The 22,854-nt window shown below is 62.0% G+C and carries 25 protein-coding genes; 6 read left to right on the top strand and 19 right to left on the bottom strand.

Annotated elements, in window-relative coordinates:
- Positions 1–253 precede the first annotated feature (253 nt).
- Positions 254–1,771 carry a glucose-6-phosphate dehydrogenase gene (gene zwf, locus HJB89_RS08285; protein WP_207583457.1) on the top strand — a complete coding sequence of 506 codons (1,518 nt, stop codon included), beginning with the start codon at positions 254–256 and terminating at the stop codon, positions 1,769–1,771.
- A gap of 117 nt (positions 1,772–1,888) precedes the next feature.
- On the opposite strand, the gene HJB89_RS08280 is transcribed toward zwf, so the two are convergent.
- The 3 genes from HJB89_RS08280 to HJB89_RS08270 all read right to left on the bottom strand — a co-directional run bounded on the left by HJB89_RS08280 (position 1,889) and on the right by HJB89_RS08270 (position 3,301).
- Complete coding sequence (locus HJB89_RS08280) at positions 1,889–2,215, bottom strand: hypothetical protein (RefSeq protein WP_207583456.1); 327 nt, start codon at positions 2,213–2,215, stop codon at positions 1,889–1,891.
- Between the two features lie 131 nt (positions 2,216–2,346).
- Positions 2,347–2,802 (bottom strand): NUDIX hydrolase, encoded by a 456-nt coding sequence (locus HJB89_RS08275; protein WP_207583455.1) that lies wholly within the window; start codon positions 2,800–2,802, stop codon positions 2,347–2,349.
- A 106-nt stretch (positions 2,803–2,908) separates the two neighbouring features.
- Positions 2,909–3,301 (bottom strand): hypothetical protein, encoded by a 393-nt coding sequence (locus HJB89_RS08270; RefSeq protein WP_207583454.1) that lies wholly within the window; start codon positions 3,299–3,301, stop codon positions 2,909–2,911.
- Positions 3,302–3,523: 222 nt separating this feature from the next.
- On the opposite strand from HJB89_RS08270, the gene HJB89_RS08265 reads away from it, so the two are divergent.
- The 3 genes from HJB89_RS08265 to HJB89_RS08255 all read left to right on the top strand — a co-directional run bounded on the left by HJB89_RS08265 (position 3,524) and on the right by HJB89_RS08255 (position 9,013).
- Positions 3,524–5,089 carry a helicase HerA-like C-terminal domain-containing protein gene (locus HJB89_RS08265; protein ID WP_221149541.1) on the top strand — a complete coding sequence of 522 codons (1,566 nt, stop codon included), beginning with the start codon at positions 3,524–3,526 and terminating at the stop codon, positions 5,087–5,089.
- 240 nt (positions 5,090–5,329) lie between these two features.
- Positions 5,330–6,925 (top strand): ABC-F family ATP-binding cassette domain-containing protein, encoded by a 1,596-nt coding sequence (locus HJB89_RS08260; protein ID WP_221149539.1) that lies wholly within the window; start codon positions 5,330–5,332, stop codon positions 6,923–6,925.
- A gap of 561 nt (positions 6,926–7,486) precedes the next feature.
- Positions 7,487–9,013: an ABC-F family ATP-binding cassette domain-containing protein gene (locus tag HJB89_RS08255; protein WP_221149537.1), complete on the top strand. Its 1,527-nt coding sequence runs from the start codon at positions 7,487–7,489 to the stop codon at positions 9,011–9,013.
- Between the two features lie 80 nt (positions 9,014–9,093).
- Here HJB89_RS08255 and HJB89_RS08250 read toward each other — a convergent pair whose 3' ends face one another.
- From HJB89_RS08250 to HJB89_RS08240, 3 genes are read right to left on the bottom strand one after another with little or no spacing between them, the layout of a single operon-like run.
- Complete coding sequence (locus HJB89_RS08250; protein ID WP_221149534.1) at positions 9,094–9,873, bottom strand: VOC family protein; 780 nt, start codon at positions 9,871–9,873, stop codon at positions 9,094–9,096.
- A 34-nt stretch (positions 9,874–9,907) separates the two neighbouring features.
- Positions 9,908–10,375: a DUF1579 domain-containing protein gene (locus tag HJB89_RS08245; RefSeq protein WP_221149532.1), complete on the bottom strand. Its 468-nt coding sequence runs from the start codon at positions 10,373–10,375 to the stop codon at positions 9,908–9,910.
- Between the two features lie 32 nt (positions 10,376–10,407).
- A complete protein-coding gene (locus HJB89_RS08240; protein ID WP_207583447.1) occupies positions 10,408–11,136 on the bottom strand; it encodes a thioredoxin family protein in 729 nt (242 codons plus the stop codon).
- An 88-nt stretch (positions 11,137–11,224) separates the two neighbouring features.
- Between HJB89_RS08240 and HJB89_RS08235 the strand changes: the two genes are divergently transcribed.
- Positions 11,225–11,746, top strand: a complete 522-nt coding sequence (locus tag HJB89_RS08235) for a MarR family winged helix-turn-helix transcriptional regulator (RefSeq protein ID WP_207583446.1) — start codon at positions 11,225–11,227, stop codon at positions 11,744–11,746.
- Positions 11,747–11,809: 63 nt separating this feature from the next.
- On the opposite strand, the gene HJB89_RS08230 is transcribed toward HJB89_RS08235, so the two are convergent.
- Complete coding sequence (locus HJB89_RS08230) at positions 11,810–12,232, bottom strand: organic hydroperoxide resistance protein (protein ID WP_003580247.1); 423 nt, start codon at positions 12,230–12,232, stop codon at positions 11,810–11,812.
- Between the two features lie 125 nt (positions 12,233–12,357).
- On the opposite strand from HJB89_RS08230, the gene HJB89_RS08225 reads away from it, so the two are divergent.
- Entirely contained in the window at positions 12,358–12,846 is a 489-nt protein-coding gene (locus HJB89_RS08225) for a MarR family winged helix-turn-helix transcriptional regulator (RefSeq protein WP_207583445.1), read from the top strand.
- 55 nt (positions 12,847–12,901) lie between these two features.
- Here HJB89_RS08225 and HJB89_RS08220 read toward each other — a convergent pair whose 3' ends face one another.
- From HJB89_RS08220 to HJB89_RS08165, 12 genes are all read right to left on the bottom strand, one after another.
- A complete protein-coding gene (locus HJB89_RS08220) occupies positions 12,902–13,135 on the bottom strand; it encodes a hypothetical protein (protein ID WP_164010655.1) in 234 nt (77 codons plus the stop codon).
- A 239-nt stretch (positions 13,136–13,374) separates the two neighbouring features.
- Entirely contained in the window at positions 13,375–13,611 is a 237-nt protein-coding gene (rpsU, locus tag HJB89_RS08215) for a 30S ribosomal protein S21 (protein WP_003569533.1), read from the bottom strand.
- Positions 13,612–13,669: 58 nt separating this feature from the next.
- Complete coding sequence (locus HJB89_RS08210; RefSeq protein WP_164010656.1) at positions 13,670–13,954, bottom strand: cold-shock protein; 285 nt, start codon at positions 13,952–13,954, stop codon at positions 13,670–13,672.
- Positions 13,955–14,113: 159 nt separating this feature from the next.
- Positions 14,114–14,323 carry a cold-shock protein gene (locus HJB89_RS08205; protein ID WP_003546468.1) on the bottom strand — a complete coding sequence of 70 codons (210 nt, stop codon included), beginning with the start codon at positions 14,321–14,323 and terminating at the stop codon, positions 14,114–14,116.
- Between the two features lie 257 nt (positions 14,324–14,580).
- Entirely contained in the window at positions 14,581–15,315 is a 735-nt protein-coding gene (locus HJB89_RS08200; RefSeq protein ID WP_207583442.1) for a L,D-transpeptidase, read from the bottom strand.
- 139 nt (positions 15,316–15,454) lie between these two features.
- On the bottom strand, positions 15,455–16,261 hold the full coding sequence (locus HJB89_RS08195) for a L,D-transpeptidase (RefSeq protein ID WP_221116999.1): 807 nt from the start codon (positions 16,259–16,261) through the stop codon (positions 15,455–15,457).
- A 106-nt stretch (positions 16,262–16,367) separates the two neighbouring features.
- Positions 16,368–17,066, bottom strand: a complete 699-nt coding sequence (locus HJB89_RS08190) for a nucleotidyl transferase AbiEii/AbiGii toxin family protein (protein WP_207583440.1) — start codon at positions 17,064–17,066, stop codon at positions 16,368–16,370.
- A gap of 55 nt (positions 17,067–17,121) precedes the next feature.
- Positions 17,122–17,346 carry a hypothetical protein gene (locus HJB89_RS08185; RefSeq protein ID WP_207583439.1) on the bottom strand — a complete coding sequence of 75 codons (225 nt, stop codon included), beginning with the start codon at positions 17,344–17,346 and terminating at the stop codon, positions 17,122–17,124.
- Between the two features lie 49 nt (positions 17,347–17,395).
- The gene (locus HJB89_RS08180; protein ID WP_221149531.1) at positions 17,396–18,316 is read right to left on the bottom strand and encodes a S9 family peptidase; all 921 of its coding nucleotides are present in this window, start codon (positions 18,314–18,316) and stop codon (positions 17,396–17,398) included.
- Between the two features lie 118 nt (positions 18,317–18,434).
- Entirely contained in the window at positions 18,435–20,060 is a 1,626-nt protein-coding gene (locus HJB89_RS08175) for a cisplatin damage response ATP-dependent DNA ligase (RefSeq protein ID WP_207583437.1), read from the bottom strand.
- 207 nt (positions 20,061–20,267) lie between these two features.
- Positions 20,268–21,278 (bottom strand): ligase-associated DNA damage response exonuclease, encoded by a 1,011-nt coding sequence (locus HJB89_RS08170; RefSeq protein WP_221139838.1) that lies wholly within the window; start codon positions 21,276–21,278, stop codon positions 20,268–20,270.
- 194 nt (positions 21,279–21,472) lie between these two features.
- The gene (locus HJB89_RS08165; RefSeq protein WP_221149528.1) at positions 21,473–22,831 is read right to left on the bottom strand and encodes a tetratricopeptide repeat protein; all 1,359 of its coding nucleotides are present in this window, start codon (positions 22,829–22,831) and stop codon (positions 21,473–21,475) included.
- Between the last annotated feature and the right edge of the window lie 23 nt (positions 22,832–22,854).

Below are 22,854 nucleotides of genomic sequence, written 5' to 3'. Positions count from 1 at the left end.
CACATAACCTCCATCGCAGCAATCCGCAGAACGGTAACAGCCAGCAAGACTTCTCGTTTTGGTCACCGCCAGGGACCACAGCTTAGTCCCTCCCTCTTGTGGGGTCTTCATGGGTCTTCATGCAGCCGAATGAGGAGCCTCGGCACCCAGGCCGCCTCAGATAATGTCAAATGCCTGTTATCCCCGCCCGCATATGTTGCGGCGAAACCGATGCGGATTATAGTCGGCCGGAAAATCTCAGGAGATGACACACATGAACGCTGCCCCTACCCCGCCGGTCACCCTCGTCATCTTCGGCGCCACGGGAGACCTGACGCGCCGCCTGCTGGTGCCGGCGATCATCAACCTGACGCGTGAGCGCCTCGTCGGCGACGATCTTCATATTCTCGGCGTCGGCATCGAACCGGGCGACGACGCGTTTCTGCGCGGGCGGCTCGACGAATTTCTCAATCATCTCAGTGGCGAACAGCCGACGGTGAAAGACGAGGCCTGGCAAAGCCTGCGCCGGCGCATTTCCTATATGGCGGGCGATTTCACCAAGGTCGAAATTTTCACCGAGATCGGCAAGCGGCTGGGGCCGGATGCCAATGCCGCCTTCTATCTGGCGGTGCCGCCATCCTTTTTCGGCTCGATCGTCGAAAAGCTCGCCGCCCATGGCCTGACCGATGAAAAGGACGGCACCTTCCGTCGCGTCGCCATCGAAAAGCCATTCGGTACCGATCTCGCCTCCGCCAAGGCGCTCAATGCGCAAATCCTCGCCCAGATCGCGGAAAGCCAAGTCTACCGGCTCGACCATTTCCTCGGCAAGGAGACGGTGCAGAACCTGATGACGGCGCGTTTTGCCAATATGATGATCGAGTCTTTGTGGAACAGCCGCTACATCGACCATGTGCAGATCACTGCCGCCGAGATCGTCGATGTCGGCAGCCGCGGCAAATTCTACGATGCGACCGGCGCGCTGCGCGACATGGTGCCGAACCATCTGTTCCAGCTCCTGGCGATGATCGCCATGGAACCGCCGAACAGCTTCGATGCCGAAGCGATCCGCAACGAGAAGAGCAAGGTGTTGAAGGCGCTGCGCATCTATACGCCCGAGGAGGCAAAGACACATGGCGTTCGCGGCGCCTATGCCGCCGGCCCGCTCAACGGTGCTGCGCTTCCGGCCTATCGCGATAGCAAGGACGTTTCGCCCGACAGCCGGACCGAGACCTATGTGGCGCTGAAGCTCTATGCCGATACCTGGCGCTGGGCGGGTGTGCCCTTCTACCTCAGGACCGGCAAGGCGCTGACGGCGCGCGACACCGAGATCGTCATCACCTTCCAGCCGGTGCCCTTCGCGCAGTTTCGCGAGACCGACGTCCAGAGCCGCCTGCCGCGGAACCGGCTGGTGATCCAGGTGCAGCCGGACGAGGGCATGAGCATGGAAATCTCGATCAAGTCGCCGGGGCTTTCGGTCGATACGACGCCGGTCTCTCTCGACTTCCGCTATGCCGACAAGTTCGATATCGGCAAGACCACCGGCTATGAATCGCTGCTCTACGATCTCTTCATCGGCGACCAGACGCTGTTTCAGCGCGCCGACGGCATCGAGGCCGGCTGGGCGGCGGTGCAGCCCTTCCTCGACATCTGGGAGACGGATGAGAGCGTGCCCGAGGCCTACGCGCCGGGCAGCATGGGACCGGCCTGCGCCGACCAGCTTATCCAGCGTGACGGGCGGCGGTGGCATGAACTCGGTGTCATCCTGAACCATGACAAGAAGGACGGTAAATAGCGCCCTTCCCCAACGCTAAAGCGCGTCGCAGTTAACGTGATTCATGCGACGCGCTTTAGCTCTTTGTTTTACGCAATTCCGAACGCAAAACCGCTTCACACTTTTGCTGGAATTTCTCTATTGCTTTCCGTTGTCACGGCAGGCGGCGCTGGTGGAGGCGCCACTGTTGCCGCCCTCGGTCGCAAGCGCTCCACGGGTCTTGCGCGGCGGGCAGCGCGCCCAGTCGACGCGACCGCTCGACGTTCCATTGTCGTTAATGCTGCCGGTTTCCATCGAGTCGAGCGGGATGATCAGTCCGCTTTGTGTTTCGACGCCCGGCGCGGTGCCGAGCGGCGGCGTGCCGTCGATCCGGCCGCTGGCGTCCATGCCCATGTTCGACTGGGCAAGACCCGGGGCGGAGAGGCTGAGGAGAGCGATCGTCGTTGCTGCAATAAACCTGCGCATGATGCTATTCCTTCTGATTTCAGCGATGCTGATAGAACAGCGAATACGACCTCGTTGTTCCTTCGTTACCGTCACTGACGATCAAAGTTTGGCGCGCTGTATGGGAGCCTTGCACCGGCGGTGTTTCCAGCTCAATCGCGCCAGCGTGACAGCAGTCTGTCGAGGCCTGTCGGATAGAGATCGATGCCGGCGTCACGCAGTGTATCGCGGCCGAACCAGCGCGCCGTCGCCGCCGTCTCGTCAAGTTCGGAATAGCGGATTTCGTCGCGCTCATAGAGCGATGCATCCGCCAGTTCGATTTCGGCGGCGAAGATGAATTCGTGACCGGTCTCGCCATGATGCTCGTAGATGTTTTCAAGCAGGAGCCAGGGACCGACGATGCGGATCGCCGTCTCAAGTTCCTCGCTAAATTCGCGGTGCAGCGCTTCTTCGCGGCTTTCGCCGAATTCGATCGCGCCGCCGAGCGGGCGAACACCCTTGATGCGGCCGCTATCTTCCTCGACCTCCGCGGCGAGCAACCGGTCTTCCCGCCAGGCGAGGCCGATCACCTTCACCCTGATCTGCTGCGACGGGCGCCAGACGGTCATCCGGCTCTCCTTCCATTCGAGAGGCAACGTTGCTGTTCACCCCGGTTTTTCCGGCACGAGAGCAATGAGCCCCGCAACGAAGCGAGGCTCCTGCCGATCTCTCGTCTCAGACGAACTGGCTGAGGCCCGGGACGGAGGCAACGACTTCGTCGACCACCTCTTCGCCGGCATATTGCTTGGCGATGGCGATGGTTTCCTTGGCGAGCGAGGTGATCTCGCCCATGCCGAGGCCTTCGCCCATCAGCTGCTGGCCGAGACCCATGATGCCGCCGCCGCCGAGCGAGCTCATCAGCCCGCCGAGCAGACCGCCACCGCCAGCACTTGCGCCATTGTACTGGGCGACGAGATCGGCGCCGCCGGGGATTGCTTCGATCATCCGGGCGACAGGGCCATCAGCGGCCTCGCGTTGCAGGAAGCCGAGCATCATGCCGAGCGCCTTTTCGGCCAGATCAGGCGCAATGCCCACACGATCGGCGATCTGGGTCACAATTTCATTCATCGTCAGCCTCCTGTTATTTTGACGTTAACGTCAACGTTATTCGAGATTCGAGCGCAACTCAAGCCGGGCGCGCACGGCGGCACATTGTCCAGTTTTGCTTTCGATGCAAACAGTTGTCCGCATCGGCCAGCCTGCTTATAACAGGGAAACGATGGTTCGATGAAGGCGGCAGGAGCCAGCCTTCTCAACAAAGACCGGCATAGCCGAAGGGAGCATTTGCGGATGATCGAGGATGGCAAGATTTTCATCGGCGCGAGCCGCAATCCCGACGACAGCATCAACAAGCCGGAATATCTCGACTTGAAGTTCGGCAACCGCCACGGCCTCGTCACCGGCGCCACCGGTACCGGCAAGACGGTGACGCTGCAGGTGCTGGCCGAGGGCTTCTCGCGGGCCGGCGTGCCGGTCTTCGCCGCCGATATCAAGGGCGACCTTTCCGGCATTGCCGCCAAGGGCGAGCCCAAGGATTTCCTCACCAAGCGGGCCGAGCAGATCGGCTTCACCGACTATGAATTCGATCAGTTTCCGGTGATTTTCTGGGATCTGTTCGGTGAGAAGGGCCACCGGGTGCGCACCACGATCGCCGAGATGGGGCCACTGCTGCTCGCCCGGCTGATGGATGCTTCCGAACCGCAGGAAGGCGTCATCAACATCGCCTTCAAGATCGCCGACCAGGGCGGGTTGCCGCTGCTCGACCTCAAGGATTTCACCTCGCTGCTGAATTATATGGGCGAGAATGCCACCGAGCTTTCCAATCAGTACGGGCTGATCTCCAAGGCCTCGGTCGGCTCGATCCAGCGGGCGCTGCTCGTTCTCGAACAGCAGGGCGCCGAGCATTTTTTCGGCGAACCGGCGCTGAAGATCTCCGACATCATGCGCACCAGCAATAACGGCTACGGCCAGATCTCCGTGCTGGCCGCCGACAAGCTGATGATGAACCCGCGACTCTACGCCACCTTCCTGCTCTGGCTGCTATCGGAATTGTTCGAGGAACTGCCCGAAGTCGGCGACCCGGACAAGCCGAAGCTGGTCTTCTTTTTCGACGAGGCGCATCTGCTCTTCAACGACGCGCCGAAGGTGCTGACCGAACGGGTCGAGCAGGTGGTGCGGCTGATCCGCTCCAAGGGCGTCGGCGTTTATTTCGTGACGCAGAACCCGCTCGACGTGCCGGAAACGGTGCTCGCCCAGCTCGGCAACCGCGCCCAGCATGCGTTGCGCGCCTATTCGCCGCGCGAGCAGAAGGCGGTGAGAACGGCGGCCGATACCTTCCGCCCCAACCCGGCCTTCGATTGCGCCACCGTCATCACCAATCTCGGCACCGGCGAGGCGCTGGTCTCGACGCTGGAGGCCAAGGGCGCCCCCTCGATCGTCGAGCGCACGCTGATCCGCCCGCCATCCGGCCGCGTCGGGCCGGTAACGGATGCCGAGCGCCAGCAGATCATGGACCGGAGCCCGGTCCTTGGCGTCTATGACGAGGACATCGATCGCGAATCCGCCTTCGAGCTACTGGCCGCGCGCGCCAGGAAAGCGGCCGATGCCGATGCCGCCAAGCGGGCGCAAGACGACGCCGCCCATGAGCAGCCGGGCACCACCACCTCCGGCTGGACCTTGCCGGGCTTCGGCGGCAGCAATGACGACGACAAGGACCGCGGCCAATCGCGCGGCCGAGCCCCCGGTTACCAACGCGAAACGGTGGTGGAAGCGGCAATGAAGAGCGTGGCCCGCACGGTGGCGACGCAAGTCGGCCGGGCGCTGGTGCGCGGGATATTGGGGAGCCTGAAGCGGTAGGGTTTTCACGGGCGACATGGCCCTCATCCACCTGCCGGCACCGACCGGGGTCGAGCCACGGGTCTCGACCCGTCCTTCGGACGCCCGCCAGCAGGGAGGCAAGATCGTTCCCCGCCTTGATTCGGAAGCGTTTATTCCCTAGATTACCTGCCATCGACCATTTCAACAGGATGTGTGCCGCAATGGATTTCAACCCGATCGCAACGCCAGTTCGCCTTGCCAACGGAGAAATCCATATCCATGCCTGCATCAATCACCCTCTCCCAAGTCTCATGGTCCGCGCCTGACGGGCGGCCGCTTTTTTCCGATCTCGATCTAAGTTTCGGGGCGGAGCGCATCGGTCTCGTCGGGCGCAACGGCGTCGGCAAGACGACGCTGCTAAAGCTCGTCTCCGGTGAGATCAAGCCGCATTCGGGAACCGTATCGGTCGGCGGCAGCCTCGGCATCCTGCGCCAAAGCGTGCAGGTGGCGGCCGATGAATCCATAGCCGATCTCTTCGGCGTGACGGATGCGCTTGGCGTTCTCCAGCGCGCCGAAGCCGGTGAGGCAACGGCCGACGAGCTTGTATCGGCGGACTGGATGCTCCCAGCGCGCATTGCCGCAGCACTCAATCGCACCGGGCTCGACGCGCCACCGCAGACGTTGCTTGCCGCGCTTTCCGGCGGGCAGCGCACGCGGGCCGGGCTTGCCGCGCTTGTTTTCACCGAACCGGATTTTCTGCTGCTCGACGAGCCGACAAACAATCTCGATCGCGATGGCCGCGAGGCGGTGATCGCGCTGATTTCGAGCTTGCGGGCCGGCGCGATCATCGTCAGCCATGACCGGGAACTGCTTGAAAGCGTCGATGCGATCGTCGAACTGACATCGCTTAGTGCCACGCGCTACGGCGGCAATTGGAGCCATTATCGCCAGCGCAAAGCGCTGGAGCTTGCGGCGGCGGAGCACGATCTCGCCGATGCCGAGAAACGCATGGCCGAGGTCGCGAGGAAGGCGCAGGCGACGGTGGAACGTCAGGCGCATCGGGACAGCACGGGGCGGAAAATGGCCGCCAAGGGCGGCATCCCGCGCATTATGCTCGGCGGCATGAAGGAGCGCAGCGAAACGACGGGTGGCGACAATGTCCGCCTTGCCGAGCGCCGGCGCGCCCAAGCGCTGGACGAGGGAAAGGCTGCGCGCGAGAAAATCGAGATCCTGCAGCCCCTGTCGGTGACCCTGCCGCCGACCGGACTGGCGGCCGGCAAGATGGTGCTGAGGGTGGATCGTGTGAGATCCGGCTATCGGCCGGGCGACCCCGTCATCTGCGATCTCTCCTTCGATGTGACGGGGCCTGAACGGATCGCCGTCACCGGCCGCAACGGCTCGGGCAAGACGACGCTGCTTTCGCTTATCACCGGCGAACTCAAGCCCTGGGCCGGCACGGTCACCGTGCTGACCGACTTTGCGATGCTCGATCAGAAGGTCAGCCTTCTCGATCCCTCAGCCTCGATCCGCGATAATTTCCGCCGGATCAATCCGCATTCCGATGAAAACACCTGCCGGGCCGCCCTTGCCCGCTTCATGTTCCGGGCCGATGCGGCGCTGCAGGCCGTTTCGACGCTCAGCGGGGGGCAATTGCTGCGCGCCGGCCTTGCCTGCGTTCTCGGTTCAGCACCGCCGCCGCTGCTGATCCTCGACGAGCCGACCAACCATCTCGACACCGACTCGATATCAGCGGTCGAAGCCGGACTGCGCGCCTATGACGGCGCCCTGCTGGTCGTCAGCCATGACGAAACGTTTCTCGAGAGCATCGGGATAGAACGGCGGCTGGAGCTGGCGGGCGGTGATCTGGTGGGGTAGTCGCAGAGAGACAGCCACTTGCGCCCACCTAACAGAGGCGCGGCACCCTCCAACCTCCCTCATCCTGAGGCGCGCAGGCCGAAGGCCGAAGCCTCGAAGGACGCGCTCGCCGCTGCTCCTTGTGTCCACAACCGCCAGTGCACCCGCCTCGTCCTTCGAGGCCCCTGCGGGGCACCTCAGGATGAGGCTCGCGTTGGCGTCGATCACCGACGCCGCCAGCGCCACCGGAAATCCCGGCTGCTGCGGTTCTCTTGCCTCTTTCTGCGGGCGATGTTATTTCAATCCTGCAACCGTTCGAGAAAGGAGGATCACGTAATGCAATATTATTTTCGGTTTAATCGCCAGCGTGGTCCCGTCAACGCCCTGCAAATGCGTTTGCAGGGCTGACCAGAGACCGTTTCTCGACATCTCCTCGTGGTCTGCCCTTCGTGGCCAATGCGGCGCCGTATCCTAAGGTTCGAGCGCGCATTCCTGTAATTTCCCGGGCCAATTTCCCGCAATCCCGTGATGGTTGAACGCCCCGGGTCGCGCGCGATACCCGATCAGGACCAGAGAACGATCATGACACTCATCGCTATCCGCAATCTCGGCGTGACGCTGGGCAATTCGTTGTTTTCCAAACTCAATCTCGTCGTCAATTCCGGCGACCGCATCGGCCTTGTCGCCGCCAATGGGCGGGGAAAATCGACGCTGCTTGCCTGTATCACCGGCGCGCTCGAACCAAGCGAGGGCGAGATCACCAAAGCGCGAGGGCTGACTATCGGCCATGTCGCGCAGAATGTGCCGCCCGCAATGTTCGATACGCCGTTTTACGATGCGGTGCTGCAGGCGCTGCCTGCCGATCAGGCCGAAAGCGAAAGCTGGCGCGTCGACGTGGTGCTGGAATCGCTCGAGGTGCCGGAGGTCATGCGCCGGCGGCCGCTGAAGCAGTTGAGCGGCGGCTGGCAGCGGCTTGCCATGCTTGCCCACAGCTGGGTCAGCGAACCCGACGTGCTGCTGCTCGACGAGCCGACCAACCATCTCGACCTCGAAAAGATCGCGCAGCTGGAGGGCTGGCTGAATGCGCTCCCCCGCGACGTGCCGGTTATCCTCTCCAGCCACGATCGCGCCTTCCTCGATGCGACGACCAACCGGACGCTATTCCTGCGGCCGGAGCAATCGCCGGTCTTCGCCCTGCCCTATACCCGGGCCCGCGCCGCCCTCGACGAGGCCGACGCATCCGAAGCCCGGCGTTATGAGCGTGACATCAAGGTGGCGGAGCAATTGCGCAGGCAGGCGGCCAAGCTCAACAATATCGGCATCAACTCCGGCAGCGACCTGCTCGTCGTCAAGACCAAGCAGTTGAAACAGCGGGCGGAGAAGCTGGAGGATGCAGCAAAACCGGCGCATCTCGAGCGCTCGGCCGGCGCCATCCGGCTTACCAACCGCGGCACGCATGCCAAGGTGCTGGTGACGCTGGAGGATGCGGCGGTGACGACGCCGGATGGAACGCTGCTGTTCAAGACCGGCCGGCAATTCATCTGCCAGGGCGACCGGATCGTGCTGCTCGGCCTGAACGGCGCCGGCAAGTCGCGGCTGGTCTTGATGCTGAAGCAGGCGATCGAAAGACCGGAGACCGCGCGCGATAGCATCAAGGCGACGCCGTCGCTGGTTCTCGGCTATGGCGACCAGGCGCTTGCCGATCTTGCCGACACCGACACGCCGATCGGCACGGTTATCCGCCGCTTCGATGTCGGCGATCAGCGGGCACGCGCGCTGCTTGCCGGTGCCGGCATGACGATCGACATGCAGGCAAAACCGATCGGCCAGCTTTCCGGCGGCCAGAAGGCGCGGCTCGGCATGCTGGTGCTGAGGCTGACCGAACCGAACTTCACCCTGCTCGACGAGCCGACCAACCACCTCGACATCGAGGGACAGGAAGCACTGGAGAGCGAGCTGATGGCGCACGAAGCCAGCTGCCTGCTGGTATCGCACGACCGCAGTTTCGTGCGGGCGGTAGGCAACCGGTTCTGGCTGATCGAGAGGAAGCGGCTGGTGGAGGTGGGGAGCCCGGAAGGTTTTTTTGCATCGGTGGCGAGTGGGGTTTGAGGGTGTGCCGTGCAGCCCCCTCAGCCGCCCGTGAGGGCGGATGAGGGGGCCGGCGGCACGACGCCAAAAGCAGCCCAAAACTACCGCTTCGCTGCGACCAGGCAGAAGAAGGCGCCTTGTGGGTCCATGGCCTGGATGATCCAGCTGCCGCCGGGGACTTCCATCGGGCCGTGGACGACCTTGCCGCCGCCTGAGGTGACGCGTTCAATCGCGGCATCGAGGGTCGGCACGATGAAATAATAGCTCCAGAACGGCATCGGGATGTTTTCCGGCTTGGTCATCATGCCGCCGATCTGCTTGCCGTTGTGGGCGAAGAGGTAGTAGACGCCCATTGGACCCATGTCCATTTCGCTGTCCTTCGTCCAGCCGAACAGCTTGGAATAGAAGGAGACAGCGTCTTTGCCGTTGCCGGCATAGAGTTCATGCCAGCCGATATTGCCGGGCGCATCGGGGGCTAGTTCCGGCCAGGTTTTGTCCATCGGCGCCGGCGTCATGATGCAGAGCACTGCCCCATGCGGATCGGCGACGACGGCGAAACGGCCGACACTCGGGATATCGTCCGGCGGACGGCGGACCGAACCGCCATTGGCGGCGAAATCCTTGGCCGACTGGTCAACGTCGTCGACATCGACATAACCCGTCCAGTTCGGCGGGATGCCCTTGCCCTCGAGTTCGGCCGGAAATTCCATCAGGCCGGCGACGCCGATGCCATTCGCCTCGAAGATCGTATAGGGCGGCATGCCCTCCACTTGCATTTCGGAAGTGCTCCAGCCGACGACCGAACTGTAGAATTTCGCGGCAGCCGATGTGTCGGGGGTCATCAACTCGCACCAGATGAACTTTCCATGCGTCTCAGACATCATACTCTCCCTTTAGGCTTGAGCGCCGTGATTGTCAGGTCTTGCGGGTGTAATGCGCTTCCATGAACTGTTTCCAGGCACCATCCGGCTGCCTGACGCTGGAGATGAAGGTGCGGTGATCGGCGTCGACGAAGGCAATCTGCTCGCGGTAATCGGCAAGCCCTTCGCTGTTGAAGTCGGGCCCTGTGGTATAGAGATCCAGCACGTTGCCCGAGGCGTCGAGTTCACCCTCGTAGACCCACATATAGTCCATCATGCTGCCGATCCAGCTGCCGACATATTTGCCTTTGGCGGCGTTATAGCCGAGCGTCAGGATGCTGGTGCCTTGCTTGCCATCCGGCATGCGGCCGGTGCCTTCGGCAACCCACCAGATGCCACGCAGCGAGCGGACGGCTTCAGTCCAGGGCTCGTCGCCGGACATTTCCGGTGCGGTGACGGTCCATTCGCCGATCAGCCTTTCCAGGAAGGAATGTTCCTTCAGCACTTCAGCGGTCTTCAACATCCTTCTCTCCCTTGCATGATGTTGGCCTTATTTCAGTGACAGCAGGATGGCGTCTTGGCAGCCTCGTCGTATTCGTCGTGGCGGCGCACGAAATTCATCGTGCTGTCCTCGTTGCGGCCCTTCGGCGCCCGGTCGAGGATCATCAGGGTGCCGATCAATTCCTCCGGGCCGCGGGCATAACTCGAATAGGTATGGAAGACTTCGCCCTTGTCATTGCGGTAGAAGGCGCTGAGACCCGGCAGTTCGTCATTGGCATCAGCCGGCAGCATGGGAGTGAAATTGTAAAAGACATTGTCTTTGGCAAGATCCTCTGGGCTGAAAGAGACGTGATAATCGAAATTGAAATCGCTGCCGAAGGACGAGACCCAGGGGAATTTCCAGCCCATGCGGCTTTTGTAGGCGGCGATCTTGTCGAGCGGCGCGCGTGAGGCGGCGACCCAGGTGACGTCGTGATGGTTCAGATGCGGCAAGGCGCCGTCGACATGATCCGACAGGAAGGAGCAGCCGGGGCAGCCGGCATCCCAATCCGGGCCGAGCATGAAATGGTAGATCAGCAACTGGCTGCGGCCGTCGAAGAGATCGGCTAGCGACCTCCTGCCTTCAGGCGTTTCGAAGACATAATCCTTGTCGACCTTCACCCAGGGCAGCGCCAGGCGCGCGACGTTGACGCTATCGCGCAGCCTCGTCGCCTCTTTTTCTTTTGCCAGAAGTGCACGGCGGGCTTCGAGCCATTCCTCGCGGGAAACAACTTCATTCTGCATGAAATGCGCCCTCCTCCGGCGCCTGCCGGTGAAGCCGGCTCATCTCCTTCTCCTTGACTAATTACATTGATATCAATAGAAATGAAGCATGTCAAATTCGATCGAGATTCCCTTTTCCACGACGCTGCTGGTGCGCGACACCTGCCTCTGCCTGCATGTGCAGCGCGCGGCGCGGGCGCTTGCCCGGCTGTTCGACGATGCACTGAGGCCGGCCGGGCTGACTAACGGGCAGTTTTCATTGCTGATGTCGCTGAACCGGCCGGAGCCGCCGCCGATGGGACCGGTCGCTGCCTTGCTGGCCATGGACCAGACGACGCTGACGGCGGCGCTGAAGCCGCTACAGCGCAAGGGCTGGGTGACAGTGGTGGAGAATCCGAGGGACAGACGTGGCCGGCTGCTTGTCCTCACCGGCGAAGGCAAGGCGGCACTGGCAAGGGCACTGCCAATCTGGGAGAGCACGCATGCGGGGATTGATGGCACGCTGCCGGATGGCAACTGCACGCGGCTGCGCGGCGATCTGCAGGCGCTGTCATCGATGACGGCAGAGATCCCGAAATCGGCACCCTCGCCCCGCCGCTCCCGTCATGGCGAAGAGGCAGCGGCTGAATAGGATACGCCTCCTGTCCCGCGAGGTCGCGGCAGCCGATAGGGCTGCCGCTCCCTTTGGAATCGATCAGGCAACTGTGACCGGAACTTCGGTGGACGTGCGCATGGCGTGGCTGTAGGGGCAGACGATGTGGGCGGCGGCGGCGAGCTTTTCGGCGGTTTCGCGGTCGAGACCGGGGATGTTTACCGTGAGCGCCACTTCGATGCCGAAGCCGGTGCCATCTTCACGCGGGCCGATGCCGACCTTGGCGGAGACCGTCGTGTCCTCCGGAATCTTGACCTTCTGCTGGCCCGCGACAAATTTCAAAGCACCGAGGAAGCAGGCGGAGTAGCCGGCGGCGAAGAGCTGCTCGGGATTGGTGCCGGTCGCGCCATCGCCGCCGAGTTCCTTCGGAACGGTCAGCGTCACGTCCAGAACGCCGTTTTCGGAAACGGCGCGGCCAGCGCGGCCGCCGGTGGCAGAGGCTTTGGTCGTATAGAGAATAGGCATGACGATCTCCTTTGATTGGCCCGTCGTTTGGGGCTGGACTTTTAATATTGCACAATTAAATTGTACGCAAGTGAATTTTGCAAATTGCATTTCGAATTCGAAAAGAGGACAATCGGACCTCAGGGATGATGGATATGAAAGCGCACACGATAAAGACGATGGAGATACCGCAGGAGGAAAAGCGGCTGGAAAAGCAGTTGTGCTTTGCGGTCTACGCGACGGCGCATGCTTTCACCCGCGCCTACAAGCCGATTCTCGACAGGGTCGGCCTGACCTATCCGCAGTATCTTGTGATGCTGGTGCTGTGGGAACGCGGCGAGCTGCCGGTGAAGACGATCGGCGAGCAGCTGGATCTCGATTCCGGCACGCTGTCGCCACTGCTGAAGCGGCTGGAACAGAACGGACTGATCAAGCGCATCCGCGACCTGCGCGACGAGCGGCAGGTGATCGTGTCGCTAACCCCGGAAGGTCAGTCAATGAAAGGGGAGATCGATACGATCATGACGGCGATCGGGCAAGCCGCCGGCTGCACGCTCGAGGAAATGGCCGCGATGCGCGACATGCTGCATCGGCTGCGAGGCAATCTCGGCCGAGCCGGCACGGGCGGCGGCTGACCGCATCCGCCCGGTTAGTCTAAGAGGGATAGCCTAACGGTTCTGCGGCCGAGGATCACGGCCGCTTCACAGCCGCCTTGGCCGGCGACCGGCGCTTCTTTGCGGGCGCTGCTTCAGGTCCGGCCTCAGCCTCCTGCTGCAGACGCAGGGCCTTCAACTTTTCCGTCTTCTTGTCACGGGCCGAGGCCTCGGCCGCGATAATGGCGCGCGCCGTGTGATCGGTCGCTTCCGCCTTGTCGCGAGACGAAAGCTTGGCGGGATTGAAGAATTCTCCCTTGGTGGCGGTCATGTGCCCCTTTCTCAGGTGATGACGGCTGATTTAGGCGCGATTCACGGCTGAACCATGGTTTCATGGTCGAAAGCCGCGATTGTGCGGCTAGGCCATGATCCCACAGCTGGCCGCAATTCCGCGGCCAAGCCGTGATTCGCCAGTCAGCCGTGATTCCGCGTTAGCACGCGATTCCACGGACGGACCGTGCTTCCACGTTGGCCGCGATGCAGCGGCCGGGCCGTGATTCCACGGCCGGGTTAGCGGGCGCGGAGAACCTTCTTCGGTGCCGGCAGCAGGCCTTCGCGCTGCAGCTTCTTGCGGGCAAGCTTGCGCTGGCGGCGAATGGCCTCGGCCTTTTCGCGGGCGCGCTTCTCGGACGGCTTTTCAAAAGCGCTGCGCGCCTTCATTTCTCGGAAAAGGCCTTCCCGCTGCATCTTCTTCTTGAGCACGCGGAGCGCCTGATCGACGTTGTTATCCCTGACGAGTACCTGCAAAGTGATATCCTTCCTGTCACGGCGGCGAGGCCGCACTGTCAATAATGAAACGGCGAAACTACTTGCCCGTTCTGATGCTCGAAAACTTCAGCCAGGGCTCTGCGCCGTCGGACTTGGCCGCTATCTCCAGGGGAGCTCTGGATGGCGATTCCCCGGTATCGATATCGGCCTCAGTAATGCGGCGTTCGAAATTTTCCGCGTCGAAGCGGACGCGATATTGCACATGCCCGTGATCGTTGGGCAGAATGCTGGCGATCCGGCAGCGCTTGTCGGCCTTCGCCGTGCGGGTAAGACCGGATTTCAGCACGATCATATCGCCGATCTTATAGTTTGGTCTGCCCATTTCAGCGTCCCTTCGACTTTCGGCTGCTCACTGGTCAATCAGAACGAGGTCATTCGGAAAAGCCCAGCGGTCAAAGCAAAAAGGCCGGGTTGGCACCCGACCTCTTCCAGTCACTCAGCCATTTCGCTGCCATTATGGTCAGCACAGGCGAATGACAAATCATGCGGCCTGAAGGTTATCGGCCGAATTCTTGCCGGACTTCTTGTCGCGGACGAGATCGTAGCGGATCTTCTGACCTTCAACGAGTTCGCGCATACCGGCGCGTTCGACCGCTGAAATATGGACAAAAACGTCCGTAGAACCATCATCGGGCTGAATAAAGCCAAAACCCTTGGTGCCATTGAACCACTTGACGACGCCTGAATTCATAACGATCTCCTTTTCAACCGTTTGTGTTTCGCCTGCGGAATGTCCGACAAGCCGTATCGATGTTGAGAGGATATCTGACGGAGCGCTTCAGCGCGTGGACAAAGGTCGCAAGCAATTCGATACGCACCATGTAGGATATTTAGCGAATTAAGCAATGGTTTTTTGAAAAATAAATCTCTCGCGGGCGCAAAACGGGCCGTTTCACCGGGGAAAACGGAGCAATCCGAGGCGGCTGGTTGACGGCCGCCTCGGTGACATTACTGCAAGACGACGATCGGCGCTTTCGTCGGAGCGCGATCGTAGAGATCGATGATATCCTGGTTCAGCAGCCGCACGCAGCCCGAAGAGACTGCCTTGCCGATCGAGCGCCAGTCGGGATTGCCGTGCAGGCGGTAGAGCGTGTCTTCCCCGTTCGAGAAGATGTAGAGCGCGCGGGCGCCGAGCGGGTTCTTCAGGCCCGGCTCCATGCCGCCGTTCTCGATCGAATATTTGACGAGTTCCGGCTGGCGGGCGACCATCTCGTTCGGCGGCTTCCAGCGCGGCCATCTCTGACGCCACTGGATGACGCCTGAGCCCTGCCAGGCGAAACCCTCGCGACCGATGCCGACGCCATAACGCATCGCCATGCCGTCACCCTGGACGAGATAGAGGAAGCGCGACGGCGTATCGACGACGATGGTGCCGGGGGGCTGGCCGGTGGGATCGAGGACGCGCTGGCGATAATAGCGCGGGTCGATCTGCTCGTAGGGAACGGCAGGGATGAGAAAGCCGCCGTCCTCGACGGGGCCATACATGACGGCAAGCTCGGCCCCGCTCGGCGTGCTCGACGCTTCCGGGGACTGGAACAGGCGCATGGGCGAACGGTAGGTGATCGTCGTATCGCCCGATGTTACCGTATTGGCCGAAGAGGCGCAGCCGGTGAGCGCGGATACTGCTGTCAATGCCGAAAAGGAAAGAAAGCTGCGGCGGGAAAGATGTCTATCGAAGCTCATGACGCGGGACTGATTTCCTCTGATGCGGGAATCCGAGATAACAACATCAGAAGATCTATCGGCTTGCGCCAAATAAACCATAGCTTCACGCAGACGTGTCCGGCCTTGGGCGGACGATATCGGCGGCGCTGTTGCAGCGCTACATCACAACGATCTCCGCCTTGGCAGGAAGGCGGTCATAGAGATCGACGACGTCCTGGTTCAGCATGCGCACGCAGCCCGACGAGGTGGCCTTGCCGATCGACTGCCAGTCGGGCGTGCCGTGGATACGATAGAGCGTATCCTGCCCCTCCTTGAAGATATACATGGCGCGGGCGCCGAGCGGGTTCTGGAGACCCGGGTTCATGCCACCGTTTTCCGCAGCAAAGGGGCGAACCTCGGGCTGGCGTGAGACCATTTCCACCGGCGGTGTCCAGCGCGGCCATTTCTGTTTCCACTGGATGACGCCGCGGCCGGACCAGGCGTAACCATCGCGGCCGAGGCCGACGCCATAACGCATCGCCTTGCCGTTCGCTTCGACGAAATAGAGGTAATGCGCCTTTGTATCGACGACCACGGTGCCGGGACGCTCGGTGGTCTGGTAGTCGACCTCCTGGCGCAGGAACTGCGGCTGCACACGGCTGACGGGGATGGCCGGCAGGGTGAAATCCTCATCGCGAAGCGCACCATACATCGCCATGTGCACCGGATTGGTGACCGGCAGGCCGTAAGTCTGATGGAACTGGGTCTTGTAGAGCTCGCGCGTCTGCGGCACCGGCTGATCGGGGATCGGCCGCACCCGGCGCGGATCGACGCCGGGCGGCTGATAGAAGACCGGCGAAGTTTCCTGGACGAAACGGGCGGGCGAATCGGCGGCGACATCGGGAATGAGGATGTTGCAGGCGCTCAGCGACGCAACGACCACCACCAGCCCGGCAATCGGGAAGACCCGGCGCAGAAAATTCATGGAACCACCCTTATCAACGGTCGGCAAGACAGCGACATCTGCCGGGACGATGGCATTCGCGGCTGGCGCGAGGCTGGTGTTGATGGCGGGCGGGAAAGCCGGGAGATTAAAACAACCAGAGCCGCTGCGCCTCGCCACGAAGGGCGGCGATTGCCCGCACGGCAAGATCGCCGTCCATCTGTAGAACGCTTGCGGCATGTCTCAATTCGGTCTCGTCCTCAAGTCTGGTGATGACCCAACCGATCTTGCGTTCAATGTCTTGCCCATAAGCTTGCGTCGCCTTCAAAACGGCGGCAGCGGGAATCTCCGTGTAGCGGGTGAGAAGCATGCCGAGGTCGATAGCATCACGGTAGGCGACAGCCCTGTCCTGGCAGCGGTCAGCGTTGGCGAGCAGTTTTTCGGTAAACAAATCAGGCAGCGACAGAATTGAAACATTCAGCCGCGAATCGAAAGCGCCTTCAAGAGCGATCCGCGCCTCGCGCACGATTTCGAAGCGAATAGGCTGGTCGTCGAGGGCAAGGACCGTCCGCACGCCGTACTGGTCCGTCCTGAAGTCCCTGAGCGTCGTGACCGGCTCCCCAAAAAACGCTCCCACGCCGCTTTCGACCGCCGCCGTGCGCAAGACGCGATATCCTTCGCTATCCGCACAGAGAAAATCGACGTCGAGCGACAGCCGGTATTCGTCGAGAAGCATGACAATGGCTGTTCCGCCGGCAAACCAACACTTGTTGGCCAGAAAAAAATCCGCCTTCATCAGCCGAAGGGCCGCAGCGATGGTGCGATGTTCGGAACGTCTGAATTCCATGATGGCCACCTGGTTTCTGCCCAAGCTTAAAGGCGAAGGATAAAGAAACGGAAAATCAGGAGACGAGCAGAACACCGTTGCCGTAGGCGGCAGCCAGTTCGCGGATCAGCCGCATCTCCCGCTCAGTCAGCCGGCCGGTATCGACGAAACGCCAGTTGCGTTCATACAGCGCGAAAGCCTCGCAGGCAGGTATCGCGCGCGCGGGATCGCGATTCCAGACGAGCGATTTCAGCTCGGGGAAGTCGTTCGGCACAACCATGCTCTCTGCGTCCGTCTTCATGCCGGGAATATAGGCCTAACGGGCCTGTATTTGAAGCGGCGGCAAAAAATCAGGCCGCAACTCCATGGAAGAAGCGGATGCTCTGTTCGATCTCGGCCGGCAGCGCCGAGGTGTGATTGCCGGCGACGGTTTCGGTCTCGATATGCACGCCGTTGGCGCGGGCGCGGCGGGCCAGCAGATCGGCGCGGTCGTTGAAATGCGGCTCCTCCGTGCCATGGACGACACGGACCGGACATTTGAAGCTGTGGGCGTAACACAGTGCTGAACGCACCTCGAATTCATGCGTATTGCTGTCGTCGAAGCGGATATCCTGGGGATAGCGGTTGAAGAAGCGGAATGCGTCGGGGTTGCCCGATATCGGCGCGGCGGCGCGGAATTTCTGGGTGCTCATCGCCGTCAGCATGGTCAGCGTGCCGCCGATGCTGTGGCCGGCGATGAACAGGCGCCCCGAATCGACACCCGGCAGATGCGCCAGGCGCTCGGTGGCGGCGAGAACGTCGTCGACCTCGTCGTAGAAGCCGGAGAAATTGCCCATCTGGCCGTTTTCGCCGCGCAGCGACGGCATCATCACGATATAACCGGCATCCATATAGGGTTTCATCAGCTGCCAGTGGCCGGCGCCCATGGCGTTGCCGCCGTGCAGGAAGAGCACAGCCGGCTTGCCGACGCGCTCACGCTTGTACTTCGAGACCCAAGCGGCCAGTTCCAGCTCGCCGTATCCCGAGCGATAGAAGATCTTGTCGGCGTCGGCAGGTGCGCTCAGCAGTTCGTATTTGTCGGGCGCCGGGCCCTTCTGCAAAAGCTTGGTGCGGAAATGGTGGCGGACCTTGGCATAATCGCGCTTGGCAAGCCGCGGTTCATCCGGAACGTCGAACGCCGCTGCCATTTGCGGCAGGACGAGTGCGCCGGCAAGACCGGCCAGCACGGCACGGCGTTGGAGGAAAAAGGAATTCCGTTCATTCGAGCTCATAACGCAGCACCCAAATCATTTCCCCGGCACGCGAGATTTGCACCGGAAGATCGTTGCCGCCAATACACATCGTGTTGAAAATATCGTCCTGCGGCATTGTTGCACAGGAAATTGACCCTCACCCCGGCTTGGCGTCGATCATGGCGATCAGCGTGCGCAGCCGGTCGGCCTCGTAGCTGGGTTTGTCGGGGCGAAGGCGGGCGATGCGGGGGAAGCGCATGGCGACACCCGATTTATGCCGGGTCGAGCGGTTGATGCCTTCGAAGGCCACTTCGACGACGAAGCCGAAATCCTTGTCGGCGCGCACCGCCCGCACCGGGCCGAAACGTTCGGTGGTATTGTTGCGCACGAACTTGTCGAGCACTTCGAGTTCGGCATCGGTGAAACCGAAATAGGCTTTGCCGACCGGCACCAGCTGTTCACCGTCCTCGTCATCGGCCCAGACGCCGAAGGTGAAATCGGAATAGTAGCTGGAGCGCTTGCCGTGGCCGCGCTGGGCATACATCAGCACCGCATCGACATTATAGGGATTGCGCTTCCACTTGAACCAGGGCCCCTTCATGCGGCCGGCCTGGTAGACGCTGTCGCGGCGCTTGATCATCACGCCCTCGATGACCGGATCGGGCGGGGCGGCACGGAGACGGTCAAGCTCGTCCCACGACGAGAACGGCACGAGCGGCGAGAGGTCGAAACGGTCGTGGGGGGCGCGATCGATGATCTCGGCCAGCCGGTCGCGGCGATCGATATAGGGGTGGCCGCGAACATCCTCCTCATCGTCGAAAAGCAGATCATAGGTACGGATGAAGGCCGGGTAGTCGGCAAGCATCTTTGCCGTCACCGTCTTGCGGTTCAGCCGCTGCTGCAGGTCGGAAAAGGTTCGGGTCGGGCTGTTGGAGCGCGCGGTGCCGCCGACCAGCAACTCGCCATCGACGACGCCGGAAAAACTGATTGCCTCGAGAATATCGGGAAAGGCGCCAGATATGTCGTCGCCGGAGCGGGAATAGATCTTGCGCCGATCGCCGGAGCGGGAGAGCTGGACACGGATGCCGTCCCATTTCCATTCGGCGGCATAACTCGCCGGATCGAGACTGGTGAGATCCCCCTCCTCCACCGGATTGGCGAGCATGACCGAATGGAAGATCGCCGGGGTGGCCAGCACCGGCTTTTCGCCGCTAGCCGCCAGCCATGCGAACAGCGTCTCATAGGGCGGCTGCAGGCCGTGCCAGAGGGTTTCGATCTCGGTGACGTCCCTATCGCCGAGGTCGGCCAACGCCTGCTTGGCAAGCCGGGCGGAAACGCCGATGCGCATGGCACCGGTCGCCAGCTTGATGAAGGCGAAGCGGCCGGACGGATCCAGCCGGTCGAGCAGATCGCGGACGAAGCCGCGCACTTCGGTGCGGCCGAGCGCGTTCATTCCGGCGACGACTTCGCCGAGACGCGGCTGCGAAAGGGCCGAGCGGTCGATATCCTGCTCATTATCCCAGACGAGCGAGATGGTTTCGGCGAGATCGCCGACATAGTCATAGGAATAGCGGAACAGCACCTCGTCGATGCGCTCCAGCACCAGTTCGCGCAGCATGGCGGGCTTGACGTTGCGCACCTCCAACGTGCCGGCGATGGCGGCCAGACCGTAGCCGCGGTCCGGGTCCGGCGTGTCGCGGAAATAATCGGTGAGCAGTTTCAGCTTGCCGTTGCGGCTGGGGGTGAGGACGAGGCGGTCGAGGAGGTCGGCGAAGGCTTTCATGTCGGCCTCCTGGTTTGGGAGGAAGACCCCTCCCCAACTCCTCCCCACAGGTGGGAGGGGCTAATGCGCGGCACCGCCTTGCCCCAAAGCAACGTTGCCATATGCTGGGCCGTCCGAGGTGAAATGCGGCGGTTGCGACAGGGTCGCCCCTCCCCCTTGTGGGGAGGGGTTGGGGAGGGGTTTTGATCCAGGGTGCCGCTCATCGCCTCAATCCGCCTCGTCCTCATAACCGACCAGATGCAGCGGTTTGGCCTTGATGCCCTGCAATTGGCACCAGCGCACCAGCGCCTCCTCGCGGCCATGGGTCACCCAGACCTCGGCCGGATGCAGTTCCCGGATGGTTTCCGTCAGTTCCGGCCAGTCGCAATGATCGGAGATGACGAGCGGCAGTTCGACGCCGTGCTGTCTGGCGCGCTGGCGCACCATCATCCAGCCGGAGGCGAAGGCCGGCAGCGGCTCGTTGAAGCGGCGGGCCCAGCGGTCGGCGAAGGCCGATGACGGGCCGATGACGACGGCACCCTTGAAGGCGGATTTGTCACGGCTTTCGACCGTGGCCGGCAGCAGCTCGCCGAGATCGATCCCTTGTTCGACATAATAGTCGCAGAGTTTTTCCATGGCGCCGTGGATATAGATCGGTTCGGCATAACCGGCATCGCGCAGCAACCGGATGACGCGCTGGGCCTTCCCCAGCGCATAGGCGCCGACGAGATGGGTGCGCTCGGGAAATTGCCGCAGCGAGGCCAGCAGTTTGCCGATCTCATCCATCGGATCCGGATGATGAAAGACCGGCAGGCCGAAGGTCGCCTCGGTGATGAAGACATCGCAAGGGACCGGAACGTAGGCGGCGCAGGTCGGGTCGGGGCGGCGCTTATAATCGCCGGAGACGACGATGCGGGTGCCATTCTTCTCGATGGCGATCTGGGCCGAGCCGAGCACATGGCCGGCGGGATGGAAGCTCACCTTGACGCCGTTGACCAGCAGTTCCTCGCCGAAGGCCGCAGCCTGCTCGCTGGCGCAGAAACCCTCGCCGTAACGCAGGCGCATGATGTCGAGCGTCTGGCGGGTGGCAAGTACGTTCACATGGCCCGGCCGGGCATGGTCGGAATGGCCATGGGTGACGAGCGCCTGCTCAACTGGCCGCACCGGGTCGACATAAAAGCCGCCTTCCGGACAATAGAGCCCTTCGGGGGCAGGATAGAGCAGCGCATCAGGTCTCATGAAACGAGAGATAGCGGGAAATGAACGCGAGGCCAGAGGGCGGAAACAGGGATTGTCGAATGCGCCGGAAACGCGCAATGCATAAGCTCGACTCCATCGGACGCTGGTCGAAACAATTCGGACAGTAACGTCAATGGCCGCCTTTCCTCAAGACGGCCATGATGATCTCCTTGGCGGTGACGCAAGCCGGTTGCTCAGACGACCGGCGTCATCAGCAGGCTCGTTCTGTCGTGGCCAACCAGCATGTCCAGTGACGTCCCGGCACGGACGTCTACCGGCTGCGGGAAGGTGTGAAGAACCTGGAGCCAGCCGCCATCATGATAGTCGTCGGGGTGATTGCTAAAAACCACGCCCTCGATCAGATCGACTTTCATCCACTGGACGACCCCGACTGCGGTGCCGTTTGCCTGAACAGGCACCGATATCTTACGCAACGCAGCAATATGTTTGCGAGCGGTGAGATCCACTGTGGCGATCTCGAAATCATCCGAAAGCCTGGTCCACTCGGTCATCGTACCGTGAACCGGCAGACGCAGCGGGGCGAGCGCATTGAACTGCGACATGTCGAAGCCGCAGACCTCGCCGACATGGGCATAGTTCGAGAGCGTTTCGCTGGCAACCAGGCAGCCCATGGCAGCGGCGGCGCGTGGAATGACGATAGCGTCCTCGCGGACCAGTCGGGCGTGGGCGTCCTCGAAGGTTTTCAGCACGTCTTCGGCCAGGAGATCGCTCGAAAGGATCTCGGAAATCAGAATGTCGGCGCGAGCTTTTATCTCCCTGCCGACAGAAAGTTCGGTCGAGGGCTTTTCGAAGATATCGATCTGTTCGCGATAACCATTGGCAGCGATGATCCGCTCCGCGGTCTGCGCGATGACAGCCACACTCTCACAGGTCGCGATATTGGTAGCGCCGGCGCGCGCCGCCATCATCGACAGCAGGCCGCTGCCGGCGCCGATATCGAGGATCTGCGCGTCGGCTCCGCGCAGCTCTATGGCACGGCGGATCGCCGCTTCGAAAGCGTCGTTGCGTCTGGTGTCGTTCATCATGGCGATGTGCCAGAAGGGTACGATCGATGAAGAGATGCGCCTTATCTGATGCCAGGCGTTGATATTGTCCGGCTGCAGCCGCAGAACATGACGAAACTCGGCAAGCGCCTCCGGCTGCCGGCCCGAATCGGCGAGCGCCACGGCGAGGTTGTTGCGCACGACAGGATTTTCCGGTGACAGGCCACGCGCCATCTCATAACAGCCGACCGCTTCCGCCGACCGGCCGAGCCGGCGCAGCAGCGCACCTTTTTCCATGAGGGCGACGAGATGGCCGGGATTGAGGCCGAGCAGTTTATTCCAGTAGTAGAGAGCGGTTTCGTCATCGCCTCTCTTTGCGACGACACCCGCCAGGAGCGGTAGAATATCTATCGTGCGATAGTCCTTGTGCAGGACTCTGACATAGGCTTTCTCGGCGCTTTCGAGATCTCCCGACGCCTGAAAACCCATGGCGTCATTCAGCGATTTGCGCGCGATCGAAGTTCTTTCTTCCATATCGATGCTGATCATTCCGGCTCCCTGGCCTTCTCAAT

It is taken from the genome of Rhizobium sp. NZLR8, from assembly GCF_019685025.1.
GTDB lineage: Bacteria > Pseudomonadota > Alphaproteobacteria > Rhizobiales > Rhizobiaceae > Rhizobium.
Note: the sequence above shows the minus strand (reverse complement) of the source record. Positions and strands in the feature narration are given on the sequence as shown.

What these genes read in the sequence shown, in the direction of transcription:
- zwf (WP_207583457.1), top strand. Translation starts at nt 254, where the DNA reads ATGAACGCTGCCCCTACCCCGCCGGTCACCCTCGTCATCTTCGGCGCC.
- HJB89_RS08280 (WP_207583456.1), bottom strand. Translation starts at nt 2,215, where the DNA reads ATGCGCAGGTTTATTGCAGCAACGACGATCGCTCTCCTCAGCCTCTCC.
- HJB89_RS08275 (WP_207583455.1), bottom strand. Translation starts at nt 2,802, where the DNA reads ATGACCGTCTGGCGCCCGTCGCAGCAGATCAGGGTGAAGGTGATCGGC.
- HJB89_RS08270 (WP_207583454.1), bottom strand. Translation starts at nt 3,301, where the DNA reads ATGAATGAAATTGTGACCCAGATCGCCGATCGTGTGGGCATTGCGCCT.
- HJB89_RS08265 (WP_221149541.1), top strand. Translation starts at nt 3,524, where the DNA reads ATGATCGAGGATGGCAAGATTTTCATCGGCGCGAGCCGCAATCCCGAC.
- HJB89_RS08260 (WP_221149539.1), top strand. Translation starts at nt 5,330, where the DNA reads ATGCCTGCATCAATCACCCTCTCCCAAGTCTCATGGTCCGCGCCTGAC.
- HJB89_RS08255 (WP_221149537.1), top strand. Translation starts at nt 7,487, where the DNA reads ATGACACTCATCGCTATCCGCAATCTCGGCGTGACGCTGGGCAATTCG.
- HJB89_RS08250 (WP_221149534.1), bottom strand. Translation starts at nt 9,873, where the DNA reads ATGTCTGAGACGCATGGAAAGTTCATCTGGTGCGAGTTGATGACCCCC.
- HJB89_RS08245 (WP_221149532.1), bottom strand. Translation starts at nt 10,375, where the DNA reads ATGTTGAAGACCGCTGAAGTGCTGAAGGAACATTCCTTCCTGGAAAGG.
- HJB89_RS08240 (WP_207583447.1), bottom strand. Translation starts at nt 11,136, where the DNA reads ATGCAGAATGAAGTTGTTTCCCGCGAGGAATGGCTCGAAGCCCGCCGT.
- HJB89_RS08235 (WP_207583446.1), top strand. Translation starts at nt 11,225, where the DNA reads ATGTCAAATTCGATCGAGATTCCCTTTTCCACGACGCTGCTGGTGCGC.
- HJB89_RS08230 (WP_003580247.1), bottom strand. Translation starts at nt 12,232, where the DNA reads ATGCCTATTCTCTATACGACCAAAGCCTCTGCCACCGGCGGCCGCGCT.
- HJB89_RS08225 (WP_207583445.1), top strand. Translation starts at nt 12,358, where the DNA reads ATGATGGATATGAAAGCGCACACGATAAAGACGATGGAGATACCGCAG.
- HJB89_RS08220 (WP_164010655.1), bottom strand. Translation starts at nt 13,135, where the DNA reads ATGACCGCCACCAAGGGAGAATTCTTCAATCCCGCCAAGCTTTCGTCT.
- HJB89_RS08210 (WP_164010656.1), bottom strand. Translation starts at nt 13,954, where the DNA reads ATGGGCAGACCAAACTATAAGATCGGCGATATGATCGTGCTGAAATCC.
- HJB89_RS08205 (WP_003546468.1), bottom strand. Translation starts at nt 14,323, where the DNA reads ATGAATTCAGGCGTCGTCAAGTGGTTCAATGGCACCAAGGGTTTTGGC.
- HJB89_RS08200 (WP_207583442.1), bottom strand. Translation starts at nt 15,315, where the DNA reads ATGAGCTTCGATAGACATCTTTCCCGCCGCAGCTTTCTTTCCTTTTCG.
- HJB89_RS08195 (WP_221116999.1), bottom strand. Translation starts at nt 16,261, where the DNA reads ATGAATTTTCTGCGCCGGGTCTTCCCGATTGCCGGGCTGGTGGTGGTC.
- HJB89_RS08190 (WP_207583440.1), bottom strand. Translation starts at nt 17,066, where the DNA reads ATGGAATTCAGACGTTCCGAACATCGCACCATCGCTGCGGCCCTTCGG.
- HJB89_RS08185 (WP_207583439.1), bottom strand. Translation starts at nt 17,346, where the DNA reads ATGAAGACGGACGCAGAGAGCATGGTTGTGCCGAACGACTTCCCCGAG.
- HJB89_RS08180 (WP_221149531.1), bottom strand. Translation starts at nt 18,316, where the DNA reads ATGAGCTCGAATGAACGGAATTCCTTTTTCCTCCAACGCCGTGCCGTG.
- HJB89_RS08175 (WP_207583437.1), bottom strand. Translation starts at nt 20,060, where the DNA reads ATGAAAGCCTTCGCCGACCTCCTCGACCGCCTCGTCCTCACCCCCAGC.
- HJB89_RS08170 (WP_221139838.1), bottom strand. Translation starts at nt 21,278, where the DNA reads ATGAGACCTGATGCGCTGCTCTATCCTGCCCCCGAAGGGCTCTATTGT.
- HJB89_RS08165 (WP_221149528.1), bottom strand. Translation starts at nt 22,831, where the DNA reads ATGATCAGCATCGATATGGAAGAAAGAACTTCGATCGCGCGCAAATCG.